This window comes from Variovorax sp. J2L1-78 (assembly GCF_030317205.1).
Classification (GTDB): domain Bacteria; phylum Pseudomonadota; class Gammaproteobacteria; order Burkholderiales; family Burkholderiaceae_C; genus Variovorax; species Variovorax arabinosiphilus.
Genome location: NZ_JASZYB010000003.1, coordinates 552458 through 579269 on the forward strand (window position 1 = coordinate 552458; position 26812 = coordinate 579269).

The 26812-nt window shown below is 67.3% G+C and carries 23 protein-coding genes; 12 read left to right on the top strand and 11 right to left on the bottom strand.

What is annotated here, in order from left to right:
• Window positions 1-131 precede the first annotated feature (131 nt).
• From QTH86_RS21100 to QTH86_RS21115, 4 genes are read left to right on the top strand one after another with little or no spacing between them, the layout of a single operon-like run.
• Window positions 132-2534, top strand: a complete 2403-nt coding sequence (locus tag QTH86_RS21100; RefSeq protein ID WP_286648108.1) for a glycosyltransferase — start codon at window positions 132-134, stop codon at window positions 2532-2534.
• Window positions 2535-2539: 5 nt separating this feature from the next.
• Window positions 2540-3658 carry a glycosyltransferase family 4 protein gene (locus QTH86_RS21105; RefSeq protein WP_286648109.1) on the top strand — a complete coding sequence of 373 codons (1119 nt, stop codon included), beginning with the start codon at window positions 2540-2542 and terminating at the stop codon, window positions 3656-3658.
• A 46-nt stretch (window positions 3659-3704) separates the two neighbouring features.
• Window positions 3705-4661: a GDP-L-fucose synthase family protein gene (locus QTH86_RS21110; protein WP_286648110.1), complete on the top strand. Its 957-nt coding sequence runs from the start codon at window positions 3705-3707 to the stop codon at window positions 4659-4661.
• A complete protein-coding gene (locus QTH86_RS21115; RefSeq protein ID WP_286648111.1) occupies window positions 4654-6804 on the top strand; it encodes a glycosyltransferase family 4 protein in 2151 nt (716 codons plus the stop codon). The genes QTH86_RS21110 and QTH86_RS21115 overlap by 8 nt, the downstream gene beginning before the upstream one ends.
• Before the next feature lie 22 nt (window positions 6805-6826).
• On the opposite strand, the gene QTH86_RS21120 is transcribed toward QTH86_RS21115, so the two are convergent.
• From QTH86_RS21120 to QTH86_RS21130, 3 genes are read right to left on the bottom strand one after another with little or no spacing between them, the layout of a single operon-like run.
• Complete coding sequence (locus QTH86_RS21120) at window positions 6827-7528, bottom strand: ABC transporter ATP-binding protein (RefSeq protein ID WP_286648112.1); 702 nt, start codon at window positions 7526-7528, stop codon at window positions 6827-6829.
• A 12-nt stretch (window positions 7529-7540) separates the two neighbouring features.
• Window positions 7541-8344, bottom strand: a complete 804-nt coding sequence (locus QTH86_RS21125; protein ID WP_286648113.1) for an ABC transporter permease — start codon at window positions 8342-8344, stop codon at window positions 7541-7543.
• Entirely contained in the window at window positions 8341-9810 is a 1470-nt protein-coding gene (locus tag QTH86_RS21130) for a mannose-1-phosphate guanylyltransferase/mannose-6-phosphate isomerase (RefSeq protein WP_353506011.1), read from the bottom strand. Before QTH86_RS21130 ends, QTH86_RS21125 begins: the two co-directional genes overlap by 4 nt.
• A gap of 25 nt (window positions 9811-9835) precedes the next feature.
• On the opposite strand from QTH86_RS21130, the gene QTH86_RS21135 reads away from it, so the two are divergent.
• Window positions 9836-10837 carry a glycosyltransferase family 2 protein gene (locus QTH86_RS21135; protein WP_286648115.1) on the top strand — a complete coding sequence of 334 codons (1002 nt, stop codon included), beginning with the start codon at window positions 9836-9838 and terminating at the stop codon, window positions 10835-10837.
• Between the two features lies 1 nt (window position 10838).
• On the opposite strand, the gene QTH86_RS21140 is transcribed toward QTH86_RS21135, so the two are convergent.
• Window positions 10839-11621 (bottom strand): glycosyltransferase, encoded by a 783-nt coding sequence (locus QTH86_RS21140; protein WP_286648116.1) that lies wholly within the window; start codon window positions 11619-11621, stop codon window positions 10839-10841.
• Window positions 11622-11668: 47 nt separating this feature from the next.
• Here QTH86_RS21140 and QTH86_RS21145 point away from each other — a divergent pair, with 47 nt between their 5' ends.
• The 3 genes from QTH86_RS21145 to argB are packed head-to-tail and all read left to right on the top strand — an operon-like array spanning window position 11669 to window position 15010.
• On the top strand, window positions 11669-12763 hold the full coding sequence (locus tag QTH86_RS21145; protein WP_286648117.1) for a glycosyltransferase family 4 protein: 1095 nt from the start codon (window positions 11669-11671) through the stop codon (window positions 12761-12763).
• Between the two features lie 28 nt (window positions 12764-12791).
• Window positions 12792-14120 carry a flippase gene (locus tag QTH86_RS21150; RefSeq protein WP_286648118.1) on the top strand — a complete coding sequence of 443 codons (1329 nt, stop codon included), beginning with the start codon at window positions 12792-12794 and terminating at the stop codon, window positions 14118-14120.
• Window positions 14117-15010, top strand: a complete 894-nt coding sequence (gene argB / locus QTH86_RS21155) for an acetylglutamate kinase (RefSeq protein WP_286648119.1) — start codon at window positions 14117-14119, stop codon at window positions 15008-15010. Before QTH86_RS21150 ends, argB begins: the two co-directional genes overlap by 4 nt.
• Window positions 15011-15020: 10 nt before the next feature.
• Here the strand turns inward: argB and galE are convergent, their stop codons facing one another.
• A complete protein-coding gene (gene galE, locus QTH86_RS21160) occupies window positions 15021-16040 on the bottom strand; it encodes a UDP-glucose 4-epimerase GalE (RefSeq protein WP_286648120.1) in 1020 nt (339 codons plus the stop codon).
• 138 nt (window positions 16041-16178) lie between these two features.
• Here galE and slmA point away from each other — a divergent pair, with 138 nt between their 5' ends.
• The 4 genes from slmA (at window position 16179) to QTH86_RS21180 (ending at window position 19382) form a co-directional block, all read left to right on the top strand.
• A complete protein-coding gene (slmA, locus tag QTH86_RS21165; protein ID WP_286648121.1) occupies window positions 16179-16829 on the top strand; it encodes a nucleoid occlusion factor SlmA in 651 nt (216 codons plus the stop codon).
• A 146-nt stretch (window positions 16830-16975) separates the two neighbouring features.
• Window positions 16976-17578 carry a DUF1326 domain-containing protein gene (locus QTH86_RS21170; RefSeq protein WP_286648122.1) on the top strand — a complete coding sequence of 201 codons (603 nt, stop codon included), beginning with the start codon at window positions 16976-16978 and terminating at the stop codon, window positions 17576-17578.
• Between the two features lie 120 nt (window positions 17579-17698).
• On the top strand, window positions 17699-18514 hold the full coding sequence (locus QTH86_RS21175) for a DUF2182 domain-containing protein (protein ID WP_286648123.1): 816 nt from the start codon (window positions 17699-17701) through the stop codon (window positions 18512-18514).
• The gene (locus QTH86_RS21180; protein WP_286648124.1) at window positions 18507-19382 is read left to right on the top strand and encodes a DMT family transporter; all 876 of its coding nucleotides are present in this window, start codon (window positions 18507-18509) and stop codon (window positions 19380-19382) included. Before QTH86_RS21175 ends, QTH86_RS21180 begins: the two co-directional genes overlap by 8 nt.
• Window positions 19383-19420: 38 nt before the next feature.
• Here the strand turns inward: QTH86_RS21180 and QTH86_RS21185 are convergent, their stop codons facing one another.
• From QTH86_RS21185 to QTH86_RS21210, 6 genes are all read right to left on the bottom strand, one after another.
• On the bottom strand, window positions 19421-20857 hold the full coding sequence (locus tag QTH86_RS21185) for a catalase (protein ID WP_286648125.1): 1437 nt from the start codon (window positions 20855-20857) through the stop codon (window positions 19421-19423).
• Window positions 20858-21047: 190 nt separating this feature from the next.
• Entirely contained in the window at window positions 21048-22106 is a 1059-nt protein-coding gene (locus QTH86_RS21190; protein ID WP_286648126.1) for a malate/lactate/ureidoglycolate dehydrogenase, read from the bottom strand.
• Window positions 22107-22119: 13 nt separating this feature from the next.
• On the bottom strand, window positions 22120-23646 hold the full coding sequence (locus QTH86_RS21195) for a UxaA family hydrolase (RefSeq protein ID WP_286648127.1): 1527 nt from the start codon (window positions 23644-23646) through the stop codon (window positions 22120-22122).
• A gap of 20 nt (window positions 23647-23666) precedes the next feature.
• The gene (locus QTH86_RS21200; protein ID WP_286648128.1) at window positions 23667-25061 is read right to left on the bottom strand and encodes a TRAP transporter large permease; all 1395 of its coding nucleotides are present in this window, start codon (window positions 25059-25061) and stop codon (window positions 23667-23669) included.
• Window positions 25062-25085: 24 nt separating this feature from the next.
• On the bottom strand, window positions 25086-25643 hold the full coding sequence (locus QTH86_RS21205; RefSeq protein ID WP_286648129.1) for a TRAP transporter small permease: 558 nt from the start codon (window positions 25641-25643) through the stop codon (window positions 25086-25088).
• Between the two features lie 159 nt (window positions 25644-25802).
• The gene (locus QTH86_RS21210) at window positions 25803-26810 is read right to left on the bottom strand and encodes a sialic acid TRAP transporter substrate-binding protein SiaP (protein ID WP_286648130.1); all 1008 of its coding nucleotides are present in this window, start codon (window positions 26808-26810) and stop codon (window positions 25803-25805) included.
• Between the last annotated feature and the right edge of the window lie 2 nt (window positions 26811-26812).

Here is a 26812-nt window from a genome sequence, read left to right on the forward strand (position 1 = left end):
TCCTTCATGAAGGGCTGTGTTGCGAGTCGTGTTCGAGGATGTGCCTGAACAAGAAGAGAGGGGCGGGTTTGCTTCCTGTGACGCTGGTCGTCCGGTCGTCGTCTGCATCCGTGACCTGAGAGCGTTCCATGATGAGTGAAAACAAGCCACGTCTCGCGCTGGATCTGTACGTGCTGGCGCAAGGCGTCAAGACGGGCGTTTACCGGGTCTGCGACGAACTGTTCCCGCGGCTGGTCGAATCGTCGCGTTTCGAGCCGTGTTTCCTCGTCCGCGAGGGCGACGACACCAAGGCCGGTGCGTACCTCGCAACGAAGCAGTTGCCGGGCAGGCCGGTGGGCCGCGCGTCGACAACTGCCGACGCGGACATCCTGTTGTCGCCCTTCGGTGTCCCGCCCACCCCCTGGCTTTCCGACGACCGGGTGCTGAAGGCACACATCGTCTACGACCTGATCGCCATCCACCGCCCCGACTACTTCAGCCGTGAAGCGGCCGATGAAGTTCGCAACATCATGTCGAGCCTCGACGAGCACACGGTGATCTTCGCGATCTCCGAGTACACGAAAAGGGAGCTGCTCGATCACCGGCCGGACCTTCGCCCGGAACAGGTCACGGTCATCCCGCTGGCCGCCGGCCCGTGGTTCAAGCCCTGCGACGATGCGGCCGAACGGGCGCGGATGCGCGCGGAGTACGCCATCCCGCCCGATGTGCCCTATGTCCTTAGTCTGGCGACGCTGGAGATCCGCAAGAACCTCGATCAGGTGGTGGGTGCCTATGTCGCCCACATGGAACAGCACCCGCACAGCGACCTGCATCTCGTGCTGGCGGGCATGTCGGGGTGGAAGCTCGAGAAGCTCGAGGGCGCGCTCGCGGCGGCGGGTCCGTGGCGTGACCGCATCGTGCTGACCGGCTTCGTCGACGACGCCGACCTGTCGGCGCTCTACAGCGACGCCCTGTGCTTCGTCTACCTCTCACGCTACGAAGGCTTCGGGCTTCCGCCCCTGGAGGCCATGGCGTGCGGGACGCCCGTCATCTGCGCGGACAACTCGTCCTTGCCCGAGGTCGTAGCCGATGCCGGCCTGAGCTTCGACGCGGACGATGTGCCGGGCGTCGCCCGTGCCATCGAGCAGCTGGCGAACTCCGCAGAGCTCAGGGCCGACTTGTCGCGCAAGGGTCTTCGGCGCGCCGCATTGTTCAGTTGGGACCGCTGCGCGGACATCGTGGCAGAGACCTTGCTGGCGTCGCACGCAGCCTATGCGGCGCTGCCGGCCCACAAGCGACGTCGGTCCGGACCATTGCCGGGTACGCCTGCATGGCAGGCGCAGGTGACCATCGACAGCTTGCCCACCGCCAGCGTCTTCGGCTACCGCGACGGCAGCAGGGGCCCGGTATTCGTGGCCCACGACGCGCCGCCGGCCCCGGGTGGCGATCCTGCTTGGCCCGCCTGGGCCGACCGCCTGCCCGTGCAGGCCGGTGTGGCGCGTGTCGAAGGCGGGCGGCGCACGCAGGGGCATCTCAAGACGGGCGATGCCGCTCGACCGCTGGTGAGCTACGTCACCGTCGTGCGCAACAACACGGCCACGCTCGCCCGAACGCTCGACAGCGTGCAGCAGCAGACCTATGACAACGTCGAGCACATCGTGCTCGACGGCGCGTCGACCGACGGCACGCTCGACCTCATCCGCCGGTACGCCGATCGGCTCGACTACTTCGTGTCCGAGGCGGACGCGGGCCTGTACGACGCCATCAACAAGGCCGTGCCGCTCGCGCGCGGGCAGCTGATCTGCATCCTCAATTCGGACGACTGGCTGGAGCCGGACGCGGCGGAGATCGCAGTGCGCCGCATGCGCGAGGCACTTGACGGGCCGGCGCTCCTGCTGAGCGGTGCGCTGGTGCGCGAGGGCGCGGTGACGCATCCGTGGAGCCCTGCCTTCGTCCATCCCGGGTGCTACTTCACCTGTGCGAACGACTGCCACAACGCCATCTATGCCACGCGCGCGGCCTACGAGCGTTCTGGGCCTTACGACACTTCGTTCAGGATCGCGGCGGACTTCAAGTGGATCATGACCAGCCTCGACGCGGGCTCTGCCTTCGTCTACACGCAGGAGCCCACGGTCAACTACTCGATGGGCGGCACGTCAGGCGACGTGCGGCAGCACAGCGTCGAATGCATGCGGGTCGTGAGCGAACGCTTTCCCTTCCTGTCGTCCGTGGAGGTCAGCGGGCTGTACCACTGCTTCTTCAGGCTGGCCGGTGCAGTCGCGCAGCAGCAGGGCGATCGTCCGGCCAACCACACGGCGTTCCTGCAGCGGGTCTTCGCCATGCATGAGCGCCGTCCCGACTTCCTGAGTGCGCTCAGCTGGGCGTCGATCGCGACGCTGGAGCACCCGGCGGATGTCGCGGCCCGTGCGGGCCCGCTGGTGCAAGGGAGCTCACAGTTGGGCGTCGTGATCAAGGCATCGGCCCGGAAGGCGCTGCTGCAGCATCCCCGTCTCTACGGGTTCGCCAAGCGCGGCTATCGCTGGCTGCGAGGGTGAACCACATGGCGCGCATTGCCTATCTCGATCACTCCTTCCATCGCACCACCCGCTCGACCGAGTTCCTGCCGGAACTCCTGGTGCGCCATGGGCACGTCGTCGACTATTTCTGGGACGATGCCTGGCAGGGCGGCAAGCCCGTCGCATGGGAAGACGTGGCCTCGTATGACGTGGTGATCATGTTCCAGTCGTACTGCTTGCCCGAGAAGCGGTATTTCCGGGAGGCTCACCCGAACGTCGTCTACATCCCGATGCTCGACCAGTTCGGTCTCTGGCAGGGGCCGGTGTTCAACCTGTCGGCCTTCTGGGAACCGTTCCAGGGGTCGAAGGTGCTGAACTTCTCCAATGCCGTGCATGGCATGGCGACAGGCTTCGGTCTTGCGAGCCATTGCGTCCGGTATTACCAGCCGGTACGGGTTCTGCCCGCGCTGCCTCGGGAAGGCCTACACGGGTTCTTCTGGCTGCGCCGGGAGCAGCAGCTGCCCTGGAAGACGATCCGCCAGTTGCTGGGCGAGACGCGCTTCGACAGTTTTCATCTCCACCTAGCGACCGATCCGGGCACGCCGGCGGCCGAATTGCCATCGGCCGACGACATTGCGCGGTACCGCATCACCACCTCCACCTGGTTCGAGAACAAGGCCGATCTGAATGCCGTGATGGAGAAGGCCAACGTCTACTTCGCGCCGCGTGTCGAAGAGGGCATCGGCCAGTCCTTCCTGGAGGCCATGGCCCGTGGGCAGTGCGTGGTCGCGCCCGACCAGGGCACGATGAACGAATACATCCTGCCTGGTGTGAATGGCCTGCTGTACGACCTCCGGAGCCCGAAGCCGCTGGACTTTTCGGCTGCGGCGGTGCTCGGTGCGCAGGCCAAGGCGGGCACGGCGACCGGCCGTGCGATCTGGGAAGAAGCCGAGGCCGATTTGGTTCGCTTTATCCTCATGCCTGCAAAGGCGCTCTATGTCGGCAAGTATCAGCATGCCTTCGAAGGCGCCGGGCCCTCGACCCGTACGCTGGCGTCTGGACTGCGCGGGCTGGCCCGGCGCAACGGACTCATCCGGTCCACGCGTTTCGTCTGGCATCCGATGCTGACGCTGGCCCGCCGGATCGGGGCGCGTCTGCGTTGAGCGCGCAATACATCACCGAACTCGTTTCAAAGCATCTGGAACCCCTATGAAGACAAAGAAGATATTCGTCGCTGGACATCGCGGCCTGGTCGGTTCAGCGACGCTGCGCGTTCTCGCAGGCCGTGCTGATTACGAGGTTCTAACCCGCACCCACGCCGAACTCGATCTGGAGGACCGCTCGGCCACCCGCGCGTTCTTCCTCGAGCATCGACCCGACCACGTGGTCATGTGCGCAGCAAAAGTTGGCGGCATCCTGGCGAACGCGAGCTATCCCGTTGACTTCCTGCACAACAACCTGCGCATCCAGCTGAACGTGTTCGACGCCGCGCACGAGTCAGGCATCGACCGCATGATCTTCCTCGGCTCGTCGTGCATCTACCCGCGCGACTGCCCGCAGCCCATCAAGGAAGAGTACCTGTTGACCGGTCCACTGGAAGCCACCAACCGGCCCTACGCGCTGGCCAAGATCGCTGGGGTGGAATCCTGCTGGTCGTTCAACCGCCAGTACGGCACACACTACGTCGCGATGATGCCGACCAACATGTATGGCCCGGGTGACAACTACCACCCGGAAAACTCGCATGTGCTGCCGGCCCTGATCCGGCGCTTTCATGAGGCCAAGCGCAAGGCAGAGCCCTCGGTGGTGGTCTGGGGCTCCGGCAAGCCACGCCGGGAGTTCATGTACTCGTCGGATCTGGGCGACGCGATCCTCTTCCTCCTGGACATGCCCGACGAGCGCTTCGCGGCACTGACGCATCCGGATTCGACCCCGCTGATCAACGTCGGTGTCGGCGAAGACGTGAGCATCCAGGAGGTCGCCGAACTGGTGAAGGCGACGGTCGGCTACCAAGGCGAGTTGAAACTCGACGCGACGAAGCCGGATGGAACGCCGCGCAAGCTGATGGACGTGAGCCGCCTGGCGGCATTGGGCTGGAAGGCGAAGACGCCGCTCGACGTCGGGCTGAAGCAAGCCTACGAGGACTTCGTGCATCACCATGGCTGAGAAGACCTTGCTGCGGGGGAGACTGAGGCAGGTCGTCAAGGGGGTCTACTGGACCGTGACACCCTGGTGGGTTCGGCAGCGTGTGCAGGCCTTGCGCGTGCGTTTTGCGGCCCGCGCGGTCGATGTCCAGGTGGCTTTTTGGATCGAGCGCGAGGAGGCGCGGATCGCGCTGCGCCGTCGCGGCAGGGCGGTCCCGGTGGTGCCTGGTTTCGACCTGTGCAACGACACCGAGGTGGCGCGCGCCGTGCAGGCTTCTGGTCGGTCAGTGTTTTCGTGGCCGCCTGTGCAGCCTGAAGACGTGACGGACCGATGGTCGGCAGCGCGATGGCTGATCGACCTGTGGCGTCGTCGCGCCGATGTGCGCGCCCGTTTTTCGGCAGCGTTCCTGGCGGGGGGCATCGAGCCCTTCGACGCATGGCTTCGGGGGGCGGCCCCCCAGGAATTCGGTCTGTCCGCCTCTGCCGTTCAGCATCTGGTCGATGCGTTGCATGCCGGGCTCGGCGCTCGGGCCCGCCAGGTATTCCTTGCCAGCGACGGGTTGATGGCGGTGCTCCCGCAGGGGTTGACACCCGTGGGGATGCGCGACCTGCTGCGCTGGTTCTCGGACCACGCCATGAACGATGCCGGTTTGCGCCCCGAGGAGGTGGCCTGGCTGTTCGTGGAGGCTTCGCAAGACCCGCGGCGCGAACTTATGCTGGCCTATTCCTTCGCGCCGGCCTGGCAACAGGCGCACCCCGACGGCATGACGGTGTTCGGCCGCGACGACTTCGCAACCTGGTTCGCGGCCGAGTACGGCGCCGTGGGCGACTGGGTGGATCCGTCCGGGTGGCCGGAATGGGAGACGCCAGCGCTGCAACTGCGCACCAGCTACTGGGCCCGCGACGCGTGGCGCGCAGCGCATCCGAATGCGCTGCTGGACAAAGACGGCGCGCGCGCGTTGCTGGCGTGGTTGTCGTCGCCGGAAGCGGGGTTGTCGATGCCGCTGCGCGACTGGTGCCACCGACTCGACGCCGATGCCGTCGGCGCCGACATGACCCGGCTCGGCGCCAACGTCATCGGACATTTCTGTTATCCATCAGGGCTTCGCATCTCCGCCGAGTCGATGGTCAAGGGGATGGACCTGGCGGGCCTGTCGACCTCACTGCGCGACCTGTGGACGGACGTCAAGGACGACCCCCACCATGTGGACTTCCGGGGCATGGAGTCCAATGACGTCACGATCATCCACGTGCAGCCCGAACCGTATTTCGGCGATGCCTTCCGGCGGGCGCAGTTGTTCCAGCGCAGCCCGCGGACGTACCGCATCGCCTACTGGTACTGGGAGTTCGATTCGATTCCCGAGTCGTGGGTCGAGCATGCGCGCCAGGTCGACGAGGTGTGGGCGGCCACCGAATTCGTCGCGCGCGGCTTGCGCGCGCGACTGTCCGTCCCGGTGCGCACGCTGTTTCCTGGCGTCAAGCTGGCACCCTACGAGAAGCGCGAACGCGCGTACTTCGGCCTGAACGACGAGCCCTTCACCTTTCTCTTCATGTTCCACATGATGAGCGTGATGGAGCGCAAGAACCCGCTGGGGCTGATCCGTGCGTTCAAGACGGCCTTCCGCCCGGACGAGCCGGTGCGCCTGGTGCTCAAGAGCTCCTACGGCGATCGCCATCCCGCGCAACTGCAGGAACTGCGCGACGCCGCGGCCGGCGCCAACATCGTCGTGATCGACCAGGTCTACAGCCCCGACGACGTGCTGTCGCTCATGGACGCCTGCGATGCCTATGTGTCGCTCCATCGCAGCGAAGGCCTGGGCCTGACGATGGCAGAGGCCATGCTGATGGGCAAACCCGTGATCGCCACGAACTTCTCAGGCAACGTGGACTTCATGGACGACAGCAACAGCCTCCTCGTGCCCTACGAGCTGGTGAAGCTCGGTTGGCCGATCCCGCCTTACGACGGTCACCTGGAATGGGCCCAGCCCTCCGTCGAGCATGCGGCGCAGTACATGCGGCGCATGTACGACGATCAGGCCTGGGCCCGTGAACTCGGGGAGCGCGGCAGGCGCAGCGCGGAAACGAACCTGTCGCTCCACGCGGCAGGTGAGCGCATCGCCAAGCGGCTGGAAGAGATCAGGACGCTGCGGCGCGCACGCGCCTGACGCGCCATGGTCGAGCGCTGGCTCAGCGCTCGACGATCCGCCCGTGCTCCAGGTGGATCACGCGGTTGCATTCCCGGGCGATCAGCTCGGGCGAGTGCGAGGCGAGCACCAGGATGCCGGACTTGGACACCACGTCCTTCATGCGTTGCTCGGCCTTGTGCGTGAAGTCGGCGTCGCCCACCGACAGCCACTCGTCCATCAGCAGGATGTCTGCCTGGACGCTGGTCGAGATCGAGAACGCCAGCCGCATCAGCATGCCGGTGGAATAGGTGCGCACCGGCATGTTGACGTATTCGCCCAGCCCGCTGAACTCGCAGATCTCCGGCGTGAGCGCGTCGATCTGCTTCTTGCTCATGCCCATGACCAGCCCGCGCAGCATGATGTTCTCGACGCCGGTCGCGTCCACCTCGATGCCCAGCGATGGGTCGATGAGGCTCGACACCGTGCCCTGGCGGACGAACTCGCCGGACGACGGTTCGTAGACGCCGGCCAGCGCGCGCAGCAGCGTCGACTTGCCGGCGCCGTTGTGCCCGATCAGGCCCAGGCGGTCACCGCTGTTGAGTTCCAGGTCGATGCCGCTGAGCGCCTGGACCACGTTGACGCCGGTCTCCTTGCCGAAGCGCCCCCCGGTGACCGACGCCGCCAGCGTTTTCTTGAGCGACGCAGAACCGGCGCCGTAGATTGGGAAGTTGATCGAGACGTTCTTGAGGGAAATGAAAGCCATGTTCTTTTTCTTTTACAGCCAGTAGACGACGCGACGGCGGTACTTCCTGAAGAGCAGGCTCGACACCACCAGGGTCGCCGCGGTCCAGCCCAGGATGCCCCACCAGTTGTGGGCACTCGACACGCTGCCCATCAACGGCGCACGCAGCAGGTCCAGCGCCTGCGCAAACGGGTTCCAGAGGATGTACTTCGTGCGTCCCGGCAGGCTTTCGGGCAGCCAGAACACGGGCGTCAGGAACATCAGCATCTGCATCACGCTGGTGACGATCTGGGCCACGTCGCGGAATCGCGTGCAGACCAGGCCGAGCGCCAGGCCCAGTGCCTGGCCGTTGACGAGGACGAGCAGGAAGGCCGGCACGAAGAGCAGCGCCGACCACGACAGTGAAATGCCTGCCCAGAGCGCCACCGGGATGTACAGGACGATGTGGTGCGCCAACTGGATCAGGTTGCGCGACATGCTCCGCCAGACGAAGAGGCTGATCGGGAAATAGCCCTGCTTGAGGTAGTTGCCGGAGCCGACGAACGCGTTGCACGAGTCCGTCACCATGCTGGCGAAGAAGCTCCAGAAGATGATGCCGAGTGCGAGGTGGGGGAAGAACTTCGACAGTTCCGTACCGAAGAGCACGCTGTAGAGCGGGCCCATGCCGCCGATCATGGCGCCCATGCTGAGCGTGAGCCAGAGGGGTCCGAGCATGGAGCGGCGATAGCGCAGCACGATGTCGAACCATGCCAGCGTCCACCAGATGTCGGTGCGGCGGGTGCCTTCCCACCAGTCGGCCCAGGCGCTGCGATGAAGGTTGGAGTGCGCTTGACTCATGCGCGACCGTAGGTGTCGGCCAGGCGGACGATGTCGTCTTCGCCCAGGTACCCGCCGCACTGCACTTCGACGAGCACGAGCTCGTCCTGTCCGATGTTCGTCAAGCGATGCTTTTCCTGGAGGGGGATGTAACGGTATTCACCCGGCAGCGTGCGGTGTTCCACCTCGCCGATCTGCACGATCGCCGTTCCTCTGACGACCACCCAATGCTCTGCGCGTTGGTGGTGGTACTGCAGCGACAGCGATTCGCCCGGCTTCACCGTGATGCGCTTGACCTTGTAGCCGTCTTCTTCCTTCAGCGAGGCATAGGTTCCCCAGGGGCGATGCACGGTCGCCGGCAGGTGGACCACTTCGTGCGAACGCGCCCGCAGGTCCTGCACCACGTCCTGCACCTTCTGGGCGCTGTCCTTGTGGGCGACCAGCAGCGCGTCGGGGGTGTCGACGATCACGAGGTCGTGGATGCCGACGGTGGCCACCAGCTTCGGGCCGTGGCTTTCGATGTGGACGTGCGTGCCCGTGGTGTCGATGGAGATGGCATCGGCGGGCAGGGTGTTGCCGCTGGCGTCGCTGGCGTGCGCGTTGGCCACGGCCGGCCAGGAGCCGACGTCGCTCCAGCCGAAGCTGGCCGGGACGAGTTGAACGTTATTCGCCTTGGCAATCACGGCCTCGTCGAGGCCGACGTCGGGCTGCAGGCCGAAGGTGGCCGCGTCGAACTCGATCGCATCACCCGCGGTGCGTGACGAACCGAGTGCCTGGCGGGCAGCCGCCAGCACCGCGGGCGCATGCTGTTCGAAGGCGGCGACGATCGCGTCGGCGGTGAAGCAGAAGATGCCGCTGTTCCAGTAGTGGCGACCGGTGGCGAGGCAGGCCTGTGCCGTCGCCAGGTCCGGTGTCTGCACGAAGCCGGTGGCTGGCTGGGCCTCGCGCGACACCTGCGCCACCTCGACGTAGTCGACATGGGTGTCCGGGGTCGTGGGGCTGATGCCGAACACCACCAGGGAACCCTGGGCCGCCAGGTCGAAGGCCGGTCTGGCACTGGCGGCGAAGGCGTCCACGTCCGGGATCAGGTGATCTGCGGGGAGCACCAGCATGACCGTGTCGCCACCGAGCTGCTGGATGCACTGCAGCGCCGCCAGGGCGATCGCCGGTGCCGTGTTGCGCCCCTGGGGTTCGAGAAGGAGGGTGGCGTCGGGCGCCGCCGTCATCTGGCGCAGCACGCTGCGCGCCAGGAAGACGTGGTCCTTGTTGGTGACCACCATCAGATCACGGGTGCCGCAGGCCTGGCCGCGCTCGATCGCCTGCTGTAGCAGCGGGGCACCTCCCAGCTTCATGAAAGGCGTGGGGAACGTGTGACGGGAAAGCGGCCAGAGCCTGGAGCCGGATCCTCCTGCGAGGACCACTGAAAGAACACGCATCTTTTTGCCTAGAGATTGCTGGGCCGGCAATTTTACCGGCCCGGCCCCCATCGGGCGCTTCGATAGGATCGAAGCCATGGGACTTCAGCGCCTCTCCATCTCGGTCGCCCTGTGCACGCACAACGGCGAGCGCTTCATTCGCGAGCAGATTCGCAGCATCTGCCTGCAGACGCGCCCTCCGTTCGAGATCGTGCTGTCGGACGACGCGTCGTCCGATGGCAGCGTGGATCTGGCGCGCCAGGCCGTCGCGGAATGCAACCGCGCGCGCCCGGAGGCGCCCATCGCGTTGCGCGTGCTGCAGAACGCGGCGCCGTTGCGCGTGACCAAGAACTTCGAGCAGGCGGCGCGTGCCTGCGAGGGCGATCTGGTCGCGTTGAGCGACCAGGACGACGTGTGGCGCCCGGAGCGGCTCGACCTCATGGCGTCGACGTTCGAGCGCCGCGATGACCTGCTGCTGCTGCACACCGATGCGCAGTTGGTCGACGGCGAGCGCCGCGACCTGGGGGGCTCGCTTTTCCAGTCGCTCGAGGTCACGCCGGCGGAGATCGCGCAGATTCACGGCGGCCAGGCCTTCGGTGTGTTCCTGCGCCGCAACCTCGTCACCGGTGCGACCGTCGTCTTTCGCCGTGCGCTGTTGCAGAGCGCCTTGCCCTTTCCGACCGAGTGGCTGCACGACGAGTGGCTGGCGACGATGGCTGCGGCGCTGGGGGGGGTGGACCTGTTGCCGCAGACGCTGATCGACTACCGCCAGCACGGCGCCAACCAGATCGGTGCCCGGCGGCGCAGTCTCGTCGAGAAGGTGCGGCTCGCGACGGCGTCGCGCGGCGACACGCATGCGCGGCGCGTGGCCCGGGCCGAGCGCCTGCTCGAGCGGCTGCGAAGCCTCGGCGACCAGGTCGCACCGGCGCACGTCGAAGAGGCCCGGCGCAAGGTCGCGCACGAGCGCCTGCGCGCCGGCCTGCCGGCCGCTCGCTGCGCCCGCCTGGTGCCGGTGCTGCGGGAGCTGTGGGCCGGCGGCTATGGCCGGTTCGGCTATGGCACCCGGGGCGCCGTGCGGGACATCGTCGAATCGGTGTGAGTCAGCGTGTGGCCGGCAGGCCGCGGTAGCGCCAGAACGTCGGTGAAACCCAGAGTTTCAGCAGGCTGGTGACGTGCCAGTAGAGGTGCCGCGTGCTGCGGTGGCTGGCCCGCCGCGCATCGTGCAGCGCTGTCAGGTCTTCCCCCACCTGCAGCCGCCACCCCGCCAACCGCGTCCGCGCGCAGATGTCGAAGTCCTCCCCATACATGAAGAAGCGCTCGTCGAAGCCGCCGATCGCCGCGTAGGTCTCGGTGCGAAAGAGCATGAACAGGCCAGGGATCCATGCCGGCACCGTAGGCCGCACATAGCCCGGCCGGCGCCGCGTGAGGATCTCCAGCGGCGTGATGATGGCCCGGTGCTGCTCCGGCTCGGCCTTGCCGGGCTCCAGGATGCGCGGGGTGAGCAGGCCGCTGTCGGAGGCCGCCTGCGCGATCAGTGGCGCCAGCACGTCGCGGTCGAAGCGGATGTCGGGGTTCAGCACCAGGAACCACGGCGTGGCGCAGTGACGGAAGGCCTGGTTGTGGTTGGCCCCGAAGCCTTTCGGGGCGCTGTTCTCGATGCGCTCGATCGGAAAGCGGAAGCTGGCGTCGCCCAGCACGTCGGCTTCGGGGATGTTGATCGTGAGGACCACCTTCTCGACCGTGACGTTGCTGAAGCGGTCCAGTTGTTCGAGCAGCGGCCGGATCAGGCCCAGTTGCCCATGGCTCACGATCGAGACGGTGATGGGGCGGTGGTGCGAAGGCGGGACCGTCGAGGGGGGCGGGATGGGCAGGGAAAAGGGCATGGTCTAATTTCGCTCGGGAATTCTAGGTTCCCTCATCCCCTCTCCCCATGATTGCCCTGATCGTCATCAGCTTCGTCTTTTCCGCCTTGGCCGTGCTGGTGGTCATGCGGCGCGCCCGCAAGCATGCGCGGCGCTACGCGGCGGACATGCCGCAGCGTTTCCACAAGGGCCATGTGCCGCGCCTGGGGGGCGCGGGCGTCTTCGTCGGCACCGGCTTGGCATGGCTCTCGGCCGGCTGGTTCGGTGATCCGTTCAACGTCGGCTGGCCAGCCACGGCCTCGGGCCTGGTGCTGCTGTGCATCGCGCCGGCGGTGCTCAGCGGCATCACCGAAGACGTGACCCAGCGCGTGCCGGTGCGCTACCGCCTGGCGTTGACCATCGGATCGGCGCTGCTGCTGTGCTGGGTGCTCGGCCTCGGGGTGTACCGCACCGGCTTCGCCCTGGTGGATGGCTGGATGCGCGCCGCGCCCTTCCTCGCGGTGCTGCTGGCCGTGGTCGCCATCGGCGGGCTGCCGCACGCCTTCAACATTATCGACGGGTACAACGGACTGGCCGGGACGGTGGCGGTGCTGGTCTGCCTGGCGATCTCCCACGTGGCGCTGCAGGTGGGCGACCGGCAACTGGCCGCGATGGTCATCTGCCTGTTCGGCGCCACGTTGGGCTTCCTGATGTGGAACTACCCGAGCGGCAAGATCTTCGCGGGCGATGGCGGCGCCTACGTCTGGGGCATGGTGATTGCCGTGGCCTGCGTGTCGCTGGTGCAGCGGCACCCCACCGTGTCGCCGTGGTTCCCCATGCTGCTGCTGATCTATCCGGTGTGGGAGACGGTGTTCTCCATCTACCGCAAGGTGGCGCGTGGCCAGTCGCCCGGCATGGCCGACGCGCTGCATTTCCACCAGCTGATCTTCCGGCGCATCGTGCGGGTCGCCTTCAGCGACGACGAGGCCCGCCAGCTGCTCGCGCGCAACAACCGCACCTCGCCGTATCTGTGGATGTTCGCCGCGCTGTCGGTGGTGCCTGCGGTGCTGTTCTGGAACAACACGCTGGTGCTGATGGGGTGCACGGCCCTCTTCGTGGCCACCTACGTGACGGCCTACCTCATGATCGTTCGCTTCAAGGTACCGCGCTGGCTGCGGCCTTGAGGCAGCCCCGCGTCGCCATGGCCCGTTGATGTCCCTGCGAAGCAACGTGCTCTGGAACTTGGCCGGCGCCGGGCTTCCTCTGCTGGTCGGCGCGGCGCTCATTCCCTATCTGGTCCGGAACATCGGCGTCGAGGCCTTCGGCATCCTCACGCTCATCTGGGCCCTCATCGGCTACTTCAGCCTGTTCGATCTGGGCGTGGGGCGCGCCCTGACGCAGCAGGTCGCGCAGCAACGCGTGGCCGGTCGTTCGAACGAGGTGCCGGCGCTGGTGAAGAGCGGGCTGCTCTTCGCGGGCGTGATGGGCGTGCTGGGCGGCGTCGTGCTGGCACTGGCGGTCGAGCCGCTCGCCGCGCGGGGCCTGAAGGTGTCGCCGGCGCTGCATGCGGATGTCGTGCAGGCCTTGCGCATCGCGGCTGCGGCGGTGCCGCTGGCGACCGTCACGGTCGGGCTGCGCGGCGTGCTCGAGGCCTACGAGGATTTCCGCGCGGTCAACCTCCTGCGCCTGGTGCTGGGCATCGCGACCTTCGGCTTGCCGGCCCTGAGCGTGATGCTGTTCGGGCCCTCGCTGACCTGGATCGTCGCCGCGCTCATGGGGGCGCGGCTGGTCTTCGTCGTGGCGCACTGGCTGCCCGTGCGCCGACATCTGGGCCGCGGCCTGGGCGGGGTGCGCGCAGGGCGCCGGGAACTGCGCCAGCTGCTGTCCTTCGGCGCCTGGATGACGGTGTCGAATGTCATCAGCCCGCTCATGGTCACGGCCGACCGCTTCGTCATCTCCGGCGTGCTGGGCGCCGCCGTCGTGGCGTACTACACCGTGCCGTCGGAAGTGCTGTTGCGCGTGCTCATCCTCCCGGGCGCGCTCACCGGCGCGCTGTTCCCGCGGCTGGCCTCGCTGATGGCCACCGACATGGCGGCCGCGACGCGGGTCTACCGTCGGTCGCTCCTGCTCTCGGCCGTGGTGCTGCTGCCGATCAGCGGGGTGCTGACTTTCGGTGCGCACTGGGGCCTCTCGCTGTGGCTCGGCGAGGCGTTCGCCGACCGTGCCGCGCCGGTGACGTCCCTCCTTGCCCTCGGTCTGCTGTTCAACGGCGTGGCCTTCGTGCCCTTCGCGGCCGTCCAGGCGGCGGGCCTGGCGCGCGTCACGGCGCAGTTGCATGTGGCCGAAGCCTTCGTCTACTTTCCGCTGCTGATCGTCGGGCTGCATGCCTTCGGCCTGGCCGGTGCCGCCTTCGCCTGGACCGCGCGCGTCGGCATCGATCTGGTGCTGCTGCTCGTCGTCGCGCACCGGTCGGTGTTCCGCCGACCGCCGGGCGCGGGCTTGCGGCACAATTTGCCCACCTCCGAACCGGAACGTCCATGACCGATCCCGTCCTCAATATTCCTCCCCGCGACAAGGCCGAGATCCTGGCCCAGGCGCTGCCCTACATCCGCAAGTTCCACGGCAAGACCATCGTCATCAAGTACGGCGGCAATGCCATGACCGACCCGGCCCTGCAGGCCGACTTCGCCGAAGACGTGGTGCTGCTCAAGCTCGTGGGCATGAACCCGGTCGTGGTGCACGGCGGCGGCCCGCAGATCGAGGCCGCGCTCAACCGCCTGGGCAAGAAGGGCCACTTCATCCAGGGCATGCGCGTGACCGACTCGGAGACGATGGAAGTCGTCGAATGGGTGCTGGCCGGCGAGGTGCAGCAGGACATCGTGGGCCTGATCAACCAGGCCGGCGGCAAGGCCGTGGGCCTGACCGGGCGCGACGGCGGCCTGATCCGCGCGCAGAAGCTCAAGCTGGCTGACCGCAACGACCCGGCGCTGATGCACGACGTCGGCCAGGTCGGCGACATCGTCTCGATCGACCCGAGCGTGGTCAAGGCGCTGCAGGACGATGCCTTCATCCCCGTCATCAGCCCCATCGGCTTCGGCGAGGAGAACGAGAGCTACAACATCAACGCCGACGTGGTCGCCGGCAAGCTGGCCACGGTGCTCAAGGCCGAGAAACTGATGCTGTTGACGAACACGCCCGGCGTGCTCGACAAGGCCGGCAACCTGCTGACCGACCTGAGCGCCCGCGAGATCGACGAGCTCTTCGCCGACGGCACCATCTCCGGCGGCATGCTGCCGAAGATCGAGGGCGCACTCGATGCGGCCAAGAGCGGCGTGAATGCGGTGCACATCATCGACGGCCGCGTGCCGCACGCGATGCTGCTCGAGATCCTGACCGACCAGGCCTACGGCACGATGATCCGCGCGCGCTGAGCGCGCCGGCTTATTCGTAGCCGCGGGGGTTGCCTTGCTGCCAGCGCCAGCTGTCGGCGCACATCGCGTCCAGACCGCGCCTGGCACGCCAGCCCAGCGTGGCCTCGGCCAGCGACGGGTCGCCCCAGTAGGCCGGCACGTCGCCAGGCCGGCGGGGCCCGATCTCGTAGGCGATCGTCTGGCCGCTGGCGCGCTCGAAGGCTTTCACCACGTCCAGCACCGATGCGCCCGTTCCGGTGCCCAGGTTCAGCGTGACCAGGCCCGGCGCCTTCTCGGCATGGCGCAGCGCGGCGACATGGCCTTCGGCCAGGTCCATCACGTGCACGTAGTCGCGCAGGCCGGTGCCGTCGGGCGTCGGGTAGTCGCCGCCGTGCACCGACAGCTTCTCGCGCAGGCCGACCGCCACCTGGCACACGAAGGGCATCAGGTTGTTGGGCTTGCCCTGCGGGTGTTCGCCGATGCGGCCGCTCTCGTGTGCGCCCACCGGGTTGAAGTAGCGCAGCAGCGCGATGCGCCAGTCGGGCTGCGCCAACTGCAGGTCGATCAGCGCCTCTTCCACCATGCGCTTGGAGCGGCCGTAGGGGTTGGCCGGCCGGCAGGGCGCGTCTTCGGGAATGGGCGAACGGTCGGGCTCGCCGTACACCGTGGCCGACGACGAGAAGATCAGCGTCTTCACGCCCGCGGCCTGCATGGCGGCGGCCAGCACCCAGGTGCCGTGCACGTTGTTCTCGTAGTAGGTGATGGGGTCGGCCACCGAGTCGCCGACCGCCTTGAGGCCGGCGAAGTGGATGACGCCGGCGATGTCGTGCTGGCCGAACACCGCATCGAGCAGCGCGCGGTCACGCACGTCGCCCTCGATGAAGGCGGGCCGGTGGCCGGTGATGGCGGCCAGCCGGTCGAGCACGCGCACGTCGCTGTTGCCGAGGTTGTCGAGGATGATCGGCACGTAGCCCGCTTCAACCAGGGCCACGCAGGTGTGGCTCCCGATGAAGCCCGCGCCGCCTGTCACCAGAATGTTCTTCTTGTGCATCGCATGTCCGGTCTTGCTGTCGAAATGCGTATTTTGCGCGAGCAAGTCACACCGGTCGGTGTTCGCCTTTCGCGACGGGTTGGCACGCGCTCACGTCGCTGTGCGAGAATCATTTTTTTACATATGCGCACGCCGCCCATGGAAAACGAAGAGTTCAGCGCGCCAGCCCCTGACGCCGCTTCGACGCCGGATGCGCCGGCCCCGACCGTCCGCAAACGGCCGAAGCCGGGCGAGCGGCGGGTGCAGATCCTGCAGACCCTGGCGGCCATGCTGGAGCGCCCCGGCGCCGAGCGGGTGACCACGGCGGCGCTGGCGGCGCAGCTCGATGTCAGCGAGGCCGCGCTCTACCGGCACTTCGCCAGCAAGGCGCAGATGTTCGAGGGACTCATCGACTTCATCGAGCAGAGCGTCTTCACGCTGGTCAACCAGATCCTCGAGCGCGAGGGCGCCGGCAAGGAGCAGGCCGCCCGCATCGTCACCATGCTGATGCAGTTCGCCGAGAAGAACCCCGGCATGACGCGCGTGATGGTGGGCGATGCGCTGGTCTACGAGAACGAGCGCCTGCAAAGCCGCATGAACCAGTTCTTCGACAAGATCGAATCGACGCTGCGCCAGGCGCTGCGCGACGCCGTCATCGCCGACGGGTCGGACACGCCGACGGTCGATGCGCAGGTGCGCGCGGGCGCGCTCACGGCCTTCGTCGTGGGGCGGCTGCAGCGCTTCGCGCGTTCGGGTTTCCGCCGCCTGCCGTCCGAGCACCTCGAAGCAACGATCGCATTGATCGTTTGAACGGCGGCCCGCCCTGCGCGCCCCACCGTTTCAGCGACACGCCCAAGCACTCGACTTGCTTCGTTGCCGGGCGTAGGATCGATGCCCCTTGCCGCCGAGTCGCGGCGACAAGTCCGTGTTCGTGTGGCTTCTGAACGGAGGTTCGTATGAGCTATCACCTGGAAGGTCGCCTGCTCGAGGTATGCAACTGCAACGTCCTGTGTCCCTGCTGGATCGGCGAGGACCCTGACAACGGCACCTGCGACACCATCGTCGCGTGGCGCATCGACAAGGGAACGATCGACGGCCTCGATGTCGGCGGCAACACCATCGCGGCCGTGGCGCATGTGCCCGGCAACATCCTCGAAGGCAACTGGACGGCGGCGATCTTCGTCGACGACAACGCCTCCAAGGCGCAGGAAGAGGCGCTGCTCAAGGTCTACACCGGTCAGGCCGGCGGACCGATCGCCGACCTGGCCAAGCTCATCGGCGAGGTCGTGTCGGTCGAGCGGGCGCCGATCCGATTCACCGTGAACGAAGGCAAGGGCGAACTGAAGATCGGCCAGGACTACTACGCCGAGCTCGAGCCCTACCGCGGTGCGACCGGTGGCCAGACCGTCCTTTCCGACACGGTGTTCTCCACGGTTCCGGGCGCGCCGGTGTTCGTCGGCAAGGCCCCGACCTACCGGTCGAAGAATGCTGCGCTGGGCATCGACCTCGACATCAAGAACCACAACGCCCTGCAGAGCATCTTCGTCTTCGACGCATGAGCCGCCGGGCCGCTCCCAAGGCGAATACCGCAGCGTGCAGCGCGGAGGTTATCCAATGAGCGCTGCGCCGGGCCGCCCCCAGCAAGCTCGCGCCGCAGTGCGAAGCACGAAGGCCACCCCATGACCCCGGCGGCCGGCTCGCCGCCGCGCAACGTCTCCCGCCACCGTCGCGTGTTCCGGCCGGTTCTTGCTGCACTGATCGCGCTCGCGTGGATGGCGTTGTGGGCCTGGGCGCGCAGCCCTTACGGGCGGTACCTCGAACATGGCGATTGGACCGCCTCGGGGCCGGCCGCGTTCCTGTGCCAGGTCGTGCCCGCCGGCGACGTGGTCGTGCCCATGGTGCTCTACGCCGCCGCGTGGATCCTCATGACGGCGGCCATGATGCTGCCGACCACGCTGCCGCTGTTCAATGCCTTCGACCGGTTGACCGAGGGGAGGCCGGACCATGGGCGCCTTCTCGTGCTGCTGGGGCTGGGCTACATGGCGGTGTGGGGCGCCTTCGGGCTGCTGGCACACGGGCTCCACAGCGCGGTGCTGGCCCTGCTCGCCAGCGCGCCGACCTTGGCCTGGCATGGCTGGGTGCTCGGTGCCGCGACCATCGCGCTGGCCGGAGCCTTCCAGTTCAGCCGTCTCAAGCACCGGTGCCTGGAGAAGTGCCGCACGCCGTTGAGCTTCGTCATCGAGCACTGGCGGGGGCAGGCGCAGGCTTGGCATGCGTTCGCGCTGGGCGCCCACCACGGCCTGTTCTGCGTCGGCTGCTGCTGGGCGCTGATGGTGTTGATGTTCGCGCTCGGCACCGGCAGTCTCGGCTGGATGCTTCTGCTTGCGGCCGTCATGGCGATAGAAAAGAACCTTCCCTGGGGCCATCGCCTGAGCGCGCCGCTCGGGTTCGCCTTGCTGGGCTGGGCCGTCTTCATGGTGGCGATGCATGTCTGAAGCGCGCGGCGACCCGTCCACCCTGCGGACCATCGCACTCACCGCAGCGGCCATGGTCGCGTTCGCAGCCAACTCGCTGTTGTGCAGGCTCGCGTTGCAGCATCGGGGCATCGATCCGGCCAGTTTCGGCAGCATCAGGCTGGTTTCCGGGGCGATCACGCTGGCCCTCGTCGTGCGGCTCAGGGCGCAGCCGTCTTCGCCCGGCCGTGCCGGCTGGCTCGCCGCCGTCATGCTGTTCGCCTATGTCGCGTTCTTCTCTTTCGCCTACCTCAGCCTGACTGCGGGCACGGGCGCGCTGATCCTGTTCGGTGCGGTTCAGCTCACGATGCTTGGCGCGGGCCTGGGCGCCGGCGAGCGCTTCGGGCCCGTTGCATGGTTCGGTTTCGTTCTGGCGGCAGGTGGGCTCGTGTACCTGGTGTCCCCCGGCATCGCCGCGCCGCCGCTTCTTGGCGCCGTGCTGATGGCGGTGGCGGGCGTGGCGTGGGGCGTGTACTCGTTGCGTGGGCGCGGCGTGGCCGACCCGCTGGCCGCCACCGCGCGCAACTTCACGCGGGCCGTGCCGCTCGCGCTCGCGCTGAGCCTTGTTTTCGTGGCCAGCGCCCATGCGGACGCGACCGGCGTCGCGCTCGCCGTGGCTTCCGGCGCACTGACCTCGGGCCTCGGCTATGTCGTCTGGTATGCGGCGCTGGCCCGTCTTTCGGCCATGCAGGCGGCCACCGTGCAGTTGTCGGTGCCGCTCCTGGCTGCATTCGGTGGCGTGCTGCTCCTGTCGGAGGCGATCACGCCGCGGCTGGCTGCCGCCTCGGTGGCGATTCTGGGCGGCATCGCGCTCGTGCTGAGCCAGAAGTCGCGCAACGCGCGCGGCTGACCGACGTGCGGCGCTCGCGTGCCGCGCGTGCAGCGCGCTCAGCCCGGTTGCTTGAGCGCCCGCGCCACGCCCGCGCCGTAGGCCGGGTCGGCCTTCGTGCAGTTGTCGATGTGGCGCTGCTTGATGAAGTCCGGCGCGTCGCCCATGGCCCGCGCGGTGTTCTCGAACAGCACCTGCTGCTGCGCCGGCGTCATCAGCCGGAACAGGTCGCCCGGCTGCTGGTAGTAGTCGGCATCGTCCTCGCGGAAATTCCAGAAGTCGCCGTTGCCGTTGATCTTCAGCGGCGGCTCGCGGTAGCCAGGCTGCTCCTGCCAGTGGCCGAAACTGTTGGGCTCGTAGTGCGGCGTGCCGCCGTAGTTGCCGTCCACCCGCATGGCGCCGTCGCGGTGGTTGCTGTGCACCGGGCAACGCGCGGCGTTCACCGGAATCTGGTGGTGGTTCACGCCCAGGCGGTAGCGTTGCGCGTCGGAATAGGCGAAGAGGCGCGCCTGCAGCATCTTGTCGGGCGACACGCTGATGCCGGGCACCAGGTTGTTGGGCGCGAAGGCACTCTGCTCGACGTCGGCGAAGAAGTTCTCCGCATTCTTGTTGAGCTCCACCACGCCGACCTCGATCAGCGGGTAGTCCTTCTTGGGCCAGACCTTGGTCAGGTCGAAGGGGTGGTAGGGCACCTTCTCGGCATCGGCCTCGGGCATCACCTGGATGGAGAGCGTCCACTTGGGGAAGTCCTGGCGCTCGATCGCGTCGAACAGGTCGCGTTGGTGGCTTTCGCGGTCGCTGCCCACCAGTGCGGCGGCTTCGGCGTCCGTCAGGTTCTTGATGCCCTGCTGCGTCCTGAAATGGAACTTGACCCAGAAGCGTTCGTGGTCCGCGCTGACGAAGCTGTAGGTGTGCGAGCCGAAGCCGTGCATGTGGCGGTAGCTCGCCGGAATGCCGCGGTCGCTCATCACGATGGTCACCTGGTGCAGCGCCTCGGGCAGGCTGGTCCAGAAGTCCCAGTTGTTGGTGGCGCTGCGCAGGTTCGTCCTGGGGTCGCGTTTGACCGCCTTGTTGAGGTCGGGGAACTTGCGCGGGTCGCGCAGGAAGAACACCGGCGTGTTGTTGCCCACCAGGTCCCAGTTGCCTTCCTCGGTATAGAACTTCAGCGCGAAGCCGCGGATGTCGCGCTCGGCATCGGCCGCGCCGCGCTCGCCGGCGACGGTGGTGAAGCGGGCGAACATCTCGGTCTTCTTGCCGACCGCGCTGAACAGCTTGGCGCGCGTGTACTTCGTGATGTCGTTCGTCACGGTGAAGGTGCCGAAGGCGCCCGAGCCCTTGGCGTGCATGCGCCGCTCGGGAATGATCTCGCGGTTCAGGTTGGCCAGCTTCTCGAACAGCCAGACGTCCTGCGAGAGCAGGGGGCCGCGCGGGCCGGCGGTCATGCTGTTCTGGTTGTCGACGACGGGCGCGCCGAAGGCGGTGGTGAGTTTGGACATCGCGGTTCCTTGGGAATGACGGGCTATCGAGAGCCCGTCGATTCTGGTTCGCTGCCCCACCCGCCGCCTCCCCCGACGGAGGGGGTGCCTGCGCAACAGGCAATGTGGCGGAAAGCCTTGTGGCGCCAGGCTCCGCGCACCGTGGTCCCACCGCTGCACACAGTGTTATCCACAGAAACGCGGAACAACTTCACGAAACTGTCACACCGACTTTTTGGCCGGCCTGCACGATTTCGGCCCAGGTCGCGTCATCAATTTGAATGCCGTCGCGCTCACGGGCGGCGCGGGCCCGTCGCTCGGGTTCGCCGGCGATCTGCACGGCGTCGAAACCGGCGCCCGGCGGGCTCTGGCGCAACCAGTCGACGAAAGCGTTCGCTTCCGCGTCGAAGCTGGCTTGCGTCCCCAGCCTGGCGGGGTCGATCAGCACCGTCAGCATGCCGTTGAAGACCGAACGCGCCGTGTCGGCCGGCCGGTGCCAGGTGCCGCCGCCGGTGAGGGCGCCGCCGAGCAGTTCGCAGGCCACCGCCATGCCGTAGCCCTTGTGCTCGCCGAAGGTCATGAGCGCGCCGAACAGGCCGTTCGGTTGCGGCACCACGACCACGCCGGGGTCGTCGGTGGGGCGCCCCGCTTCGTCGATCAGGTAGCCGGGCGGCACGCGCTCGCCCTTGTTGTGCGCCACGCGCATCTTGCCCTGGGCCACGCGGCTGGTGGCGAAGTCCAGCACGAAGGGCGCCGCGCCTGCCAGTGGCACGCCGATGCAGCAGGGGTTGGTGCCAAAGCGCCCGTCGCCGCCGCCCCACGGCGCGACCACCGGCCGCGACAGCACGTTGACGAAATGCATCGCCACCAGGCCCTGCGCCGTCGCCATCTCGGCGAAATGGCCGATGCGGCCGAGGTGGTGCGCATGCGCCAGCGTGAAGATGCAGCAGCCGTGCTGCTTCGCCCGCGCGATGCCCATCTCCATCGCCTCGACGCCGACAATCTGCCCGTAGCCGCCCTGGCCGTCGAGCGACAGCAGCGTGCCGATGTCCACCTGCACCTTGACGCCGGTGTTCGGCCGGAGGCCGCCCTCGGCCACGGCGTCGACATAGCGCGGCACCATGCCCACGCCATGCGAGTCGTGGCCGCTCAGGTTGGCCAGCACGAGGTTGGCGGCGACCTGCTCGGCCTCGGCGGTGGAACTGCCTGCCGCGGCGAGGACGCGGGCGACTTGGGTGCGCAGCTGCGCGGCTTGGATTTGAAGGGCCATAGGTGTTGGATGATCACATGACCGCGCCGACTTGCCACGGCACGAATTCGTTCTGGCCGTAGCCGTGTTGTTCGCTCTTGGACGGCGTTCCCGATGCGGTGGCCAGCACCCGCTCGAAGATGCGCTGCCCCATCTCCTGGATCGACACCGTGCCGTCGACGATCTCGCCGCAGTTGATGTCCATGTCCTCCTCCTGCCGCTGCCACAGCGCCGAGTTGGTCGCGAGCTTGAGCGACGGCGACGGCGCGCAGCCGTAGGCCGAGCCGCGGCCGGTGGTGAAGCAGATGACGTTGGCGCCGCCGGCCACCTGGCCCGTGGCGCTGACCGGGTCGTAGCCCGGCGTGTCCATGTAGACGAAGCCATGCGCCGTGACCGGTTCCGCGTACTCGTACACCGCCTCGAGGTTGCTGGTGCCGCCCTTGGCCACCGCGCCCAGTGACTTCTCGAGGATGGTCGTCAGACCGCCCGCCTTGTTGCCCGGCGACGGGTTGTTGTTCATCTCGCCTTCGTTGATCTCGGTGTAGTGCTCCCACCAGCGGATGCGCTCGACCAGCTTCTCGCCGACCTCGCGCCGCACCGCACGACGCGTGAGCAGATGCTCGGCGCCATAGACCTCCGGTGTCTCGCTCAGGATGGCCGTGCCGCCGTGCGCGACCAGCAGGTCGACCGCCGCGCCCAGTGCCGGGTTGGCGCTGATGCCCGAATAGCCGTCCGAACCGCCGCACTGCAGGCCGATGGTGATGTGCGCGGCACTGCAGGGTTCGCGCTTGACCGCGTTGGCGCGCGGCAGCATGCCGTTGATGAGCGCCACGCCTTTCTCGACCGTCTTGTGCGTGCCGCCCGTGTCCTGGATGTTGAAGGTCTGGAAGTTCTCGCCCTCGGCCAGGTGACCGGTCGTGAGCCAGGCATTGATCTGGTTGGCCTCGCAGCCCAGGCCGACCACCAGCACCGCCGCGAAGTTCGGGTGCGTGGCGTAGCCGGTCAGCGTGCGTTCCAGGATCTGCATGCCCATGCCCTGCGTGTCCATGCCGCAGCCGGTGCCATGCGTGAGCGCGACCACGCCGTCGACGTTCGGGTAGTCGGCCAGCGCGGCCGGGTTGGTCCGGCGCGAGAAATGGTCGGCGATGGCGCGCGCCGCGGTGGCCGAGCAGTTCACGCTGGTCAGCACGCCGATGTAGTTGCGCGTGGCCACGCGGCCGTCGGCGCGCCGGATGCCCATGAAGGTGGCTTCGCGCTTGGCTGGCGTGGGCTTGACGTCGGCGCCGAAAGCGTAGTCGCGCTCGAAGTGGCCCTTGTCGGGGCCCATGTCGAGGTTCTGCGTATGGACGTGCTCACCGGGCGCGATCGGCCGGCTGGCGAAGCCGATGATCTGGTTGTAGCGGCGCACCGGCTCGCCCGGCGCGATGGCGCGCATGGCGACCTTGTGACCGGCCGGGATCAGGCCGCGCACGGCCACGCCTTCGACCGTGGTGCCGCCCACCAGCTGGGCGCGCGCAATTACCACGTCGTCGGCGGGATGGAGGCGAATGAAGGGAGTCATCGTGGTTCTCTTTGTCGGGGCTAGAAGAACATTTTCGGCAACCACAGTACCAACGACGGCACATAGGTGATCACCGCCAGCGCCACCAGCAGCGGCACCAGCCACGGCAGGATCGCGATGGTGGTGCGCTCGAAGCTCAGGCCCGCCACGCGCGCCAGCACGAACAGCACCATGCCCATGGGGGGATGCAGCAGGCCGATCATCAGGTTCAGCACCATCACCAGGCCGAAGTGGATCGGGTCCACGCCCAGCTGCGTGGCAATGGGCAGCAGGATCGGCACGAGGATGGTGATGGCAGCCGTCGGCTCCAGGAAGCAGCCGACGAAGAGCATCAGCAGGTTGGCCAGCAGCAGGAAGACCCAGGCCTCCTTGGTGAAGCCGAGCACCCAGGCGGCGATGTCGGTGGTCACGCCGGTGGCGGTCAACATCCAGCCGAAGATGGACGCGGCGGCCACGATGAAGAGCACGGTCGACGTGGTCTCGATGGTGTCGAGGCAGACCTTGACGAACATCTTCCACGACAGGGTCTTGTACCAGGCGAAGCCGAGGATCAACGCCCACACGCAGGCCGCGATGGCGCCTTCGGTCGGCGTGAACAGCCCGGTGGTCATGCCGCCGATGAGCAGCACCGGCGTCATGATGGGCAGCAGCGCCTCGAACTTGAAGATCTTGTCCAGCACGAAGAGCGAGGCGAGCCCCGCGAACACCGTCAGCTGCGGCGGCGTGCCCAGCTTGTCGACCAGCACCCAGATCAACAGCGGCCAGCCGATGACGACCGCCAGCTCGGTCAGCGCCTTGAACAGGCGCGTGCTCGAGAACTTGACGTCGGCGCCCCACTTGTTCTTGTGCGCGAAGTAGGCGACCGTGATCATCATCAGGATCGCCAGCATCGCGCCCGGCAGGATGCCCGCGAGGAACAGCGCGCCCACCGACACGTTGGCCATCATTCCGTAGATCACGAAGGGCAGGCTCGGGGGAATGATCGGCCCCAGCGTGGCCGACGCGGCCGTCACGCCCACGGCGAATTCGGTCGAGTAGCCGTGCTCCTTCATGGCCTTGATCTCGATGGTGCCCAGGCCCGCGGCATCGGCGATGGCGGTGCCGCTCATGCCCGCGAAGATCACCGAGCCCAGCACGTTGACGTGCCCGAGGCCGCCCTTGAGCCAGCCCACCAGTGCGAGCGCGAAGTTGTAGATGCGCGTGGTGATGCCGGCGTTGTTCATCAGGTTGCCGGCCAGGATGAAGAAGGGCACGGCCAGCAGCGGGAAGCTGTCGATGCCGCTCACCATCCGGTGGATCACCACGAAGGGCGGCAGCGAGCCGCTCATGAGGATGTAGACCAGCGACGCGCCGGCCATGGCCACGGCGACGGGAATGCCGCCGGCCATGAAGATCAGGAAGAATATTTTCAGCATGTCGTGGGCTCGTTCAGGGGGCGGTCACCGGTCGTTCAGGGTGGATTCGGGGCGCTCGAGCACGCTGTAGCCGCGGCGCCAGTGTTTGAGCGCGACCTGGGCCGAGCGAAAGGTCATCGCCACGAAGCCGAACAGGCAGATGCCGTAGACGATGTTCATCGGCGCATCGACGATGGTCATGCGCGTCTGGTTGCCGATCTTTTCCATCATCTGCCAGGTCATCACCACCGCGGCGGCGAAGAAGGCGGTGCGCAGCACGTCGACCGCCCGCGACACCCATCGGCCCATCGCGGCCGGCATGTGGCGGTAGAAGAAGTCGACCTGGATCTGGCTGTTCTTGGCCACGCCCACGGCAGCGCCGACGAACACCACGCTCACTAGCATGTAGCGCGCGATTTCCTCGGTCCAGGCGGCAGAGTCGTTCAGCACGTAGCGCGTGACGAACTGGTAGAAGACCGTCAGGCCCAGGGCCCAGAAGAGGCCCAGCGAGATCCAGCCTTCGGCGATGGTGTCGGACAGGTCGACAGCTTCGTCTTCGGCGTGGAAGTGCCCCTCGTCATCAATGATTTTCTGTTCTTGCATCGGGATGTCTCGTGAGTGAGTCGGCCGAAGCTCGAGCGCACGGCTCGAAGGCAACTGGCCGGAAACACCGCGGAACCGGCTCGGTTCGGCCGGGCCGCTGGTGTTGTCCGCGGTAAAGGGCGCAGGCGACACGCGCTGCGTCGCAGGCGGCAGGCCGCGCTACTTGATGGCGATGATGCGGTCGTAGTCCGCCTGGCGGTAGCCGTGGTCCGTCGGCTTGGTGTTCTTGAGCACCGCCTCGCGGAAGGCGGCCTTGTCCACCGTGATGATGTTGTTGCCGCGCTTCTTGAACTCTTCGACCAGCCGCGCTTCCGACGCGATGATTTCGCGTCCCGTCTTGTCGGCAGCCTCTTCCATCACGGCCGTGAACATCTTCTTCTCGTCGGCGCTGAGCTTGCCCCAGAGCTGGCCCGACACCACGGTCAGCAGCGAGTCGACGATGTGGCCGGTCAGCGAGATGTTCTTCTGCACCTCGAAGAACTTCTTGGCCTCGATGGTCGGCAGCGGGTTCTCCTGCGCGTCGACGGTGCCGTTCTGCAGTGCCAGGTAGACCTCGGCGAAGGCGATCGGCGTGGCGTTGGCGCCCAGCGCCTTCGGGAAGGCCAGGTAGGCCGGCGCGTCGGGCACGCGGATCTTCAGGCCCTTCATGTCCTCGGGCTTGCTCACGGGCTTGGCGGCGCTCGATGTCACGTGGCGCGCGCCGTAGTAGTTGAGCGCGGTGATGTGGTTGCCGGTCTTGTCGTCGTAGCCCTTGGCGAGTTCCTTGAAGACGTCGCTCTTGGCGTATTTCAGCTGGTGCTCGGCGTCGCGGAAGATGAAGGGGAAGTAGGAGATCGACAGCGGCGTGTAGCTGCGACCGGCAAAGCTCGCGCCCGTCAGCACGATGTCGACGGTGCCCAGCGTCATGCCTTGGTTGATGTCGGCTTCCTTGCCCAGGCTCGACGCCGGGAACACCTGGATGTCGTACTTGCCGTTGCTGCGCTTCTTGATCTCTTCGGCGGCCCACACCGAGTACTTGTGGAAGGGCTCCGAGGTCTCGTAGACGTGGGCCCACTTGAGCTTGGTCTGTGCGTTCGCGATCCCCGTTGCGCCCAAGGTGGCTGCGGCGATGGCGCTGATCGCCAAGGTCTTCAGGGCAAGTCTTTTGCTCGTGGTCTTGTGGTTCATCG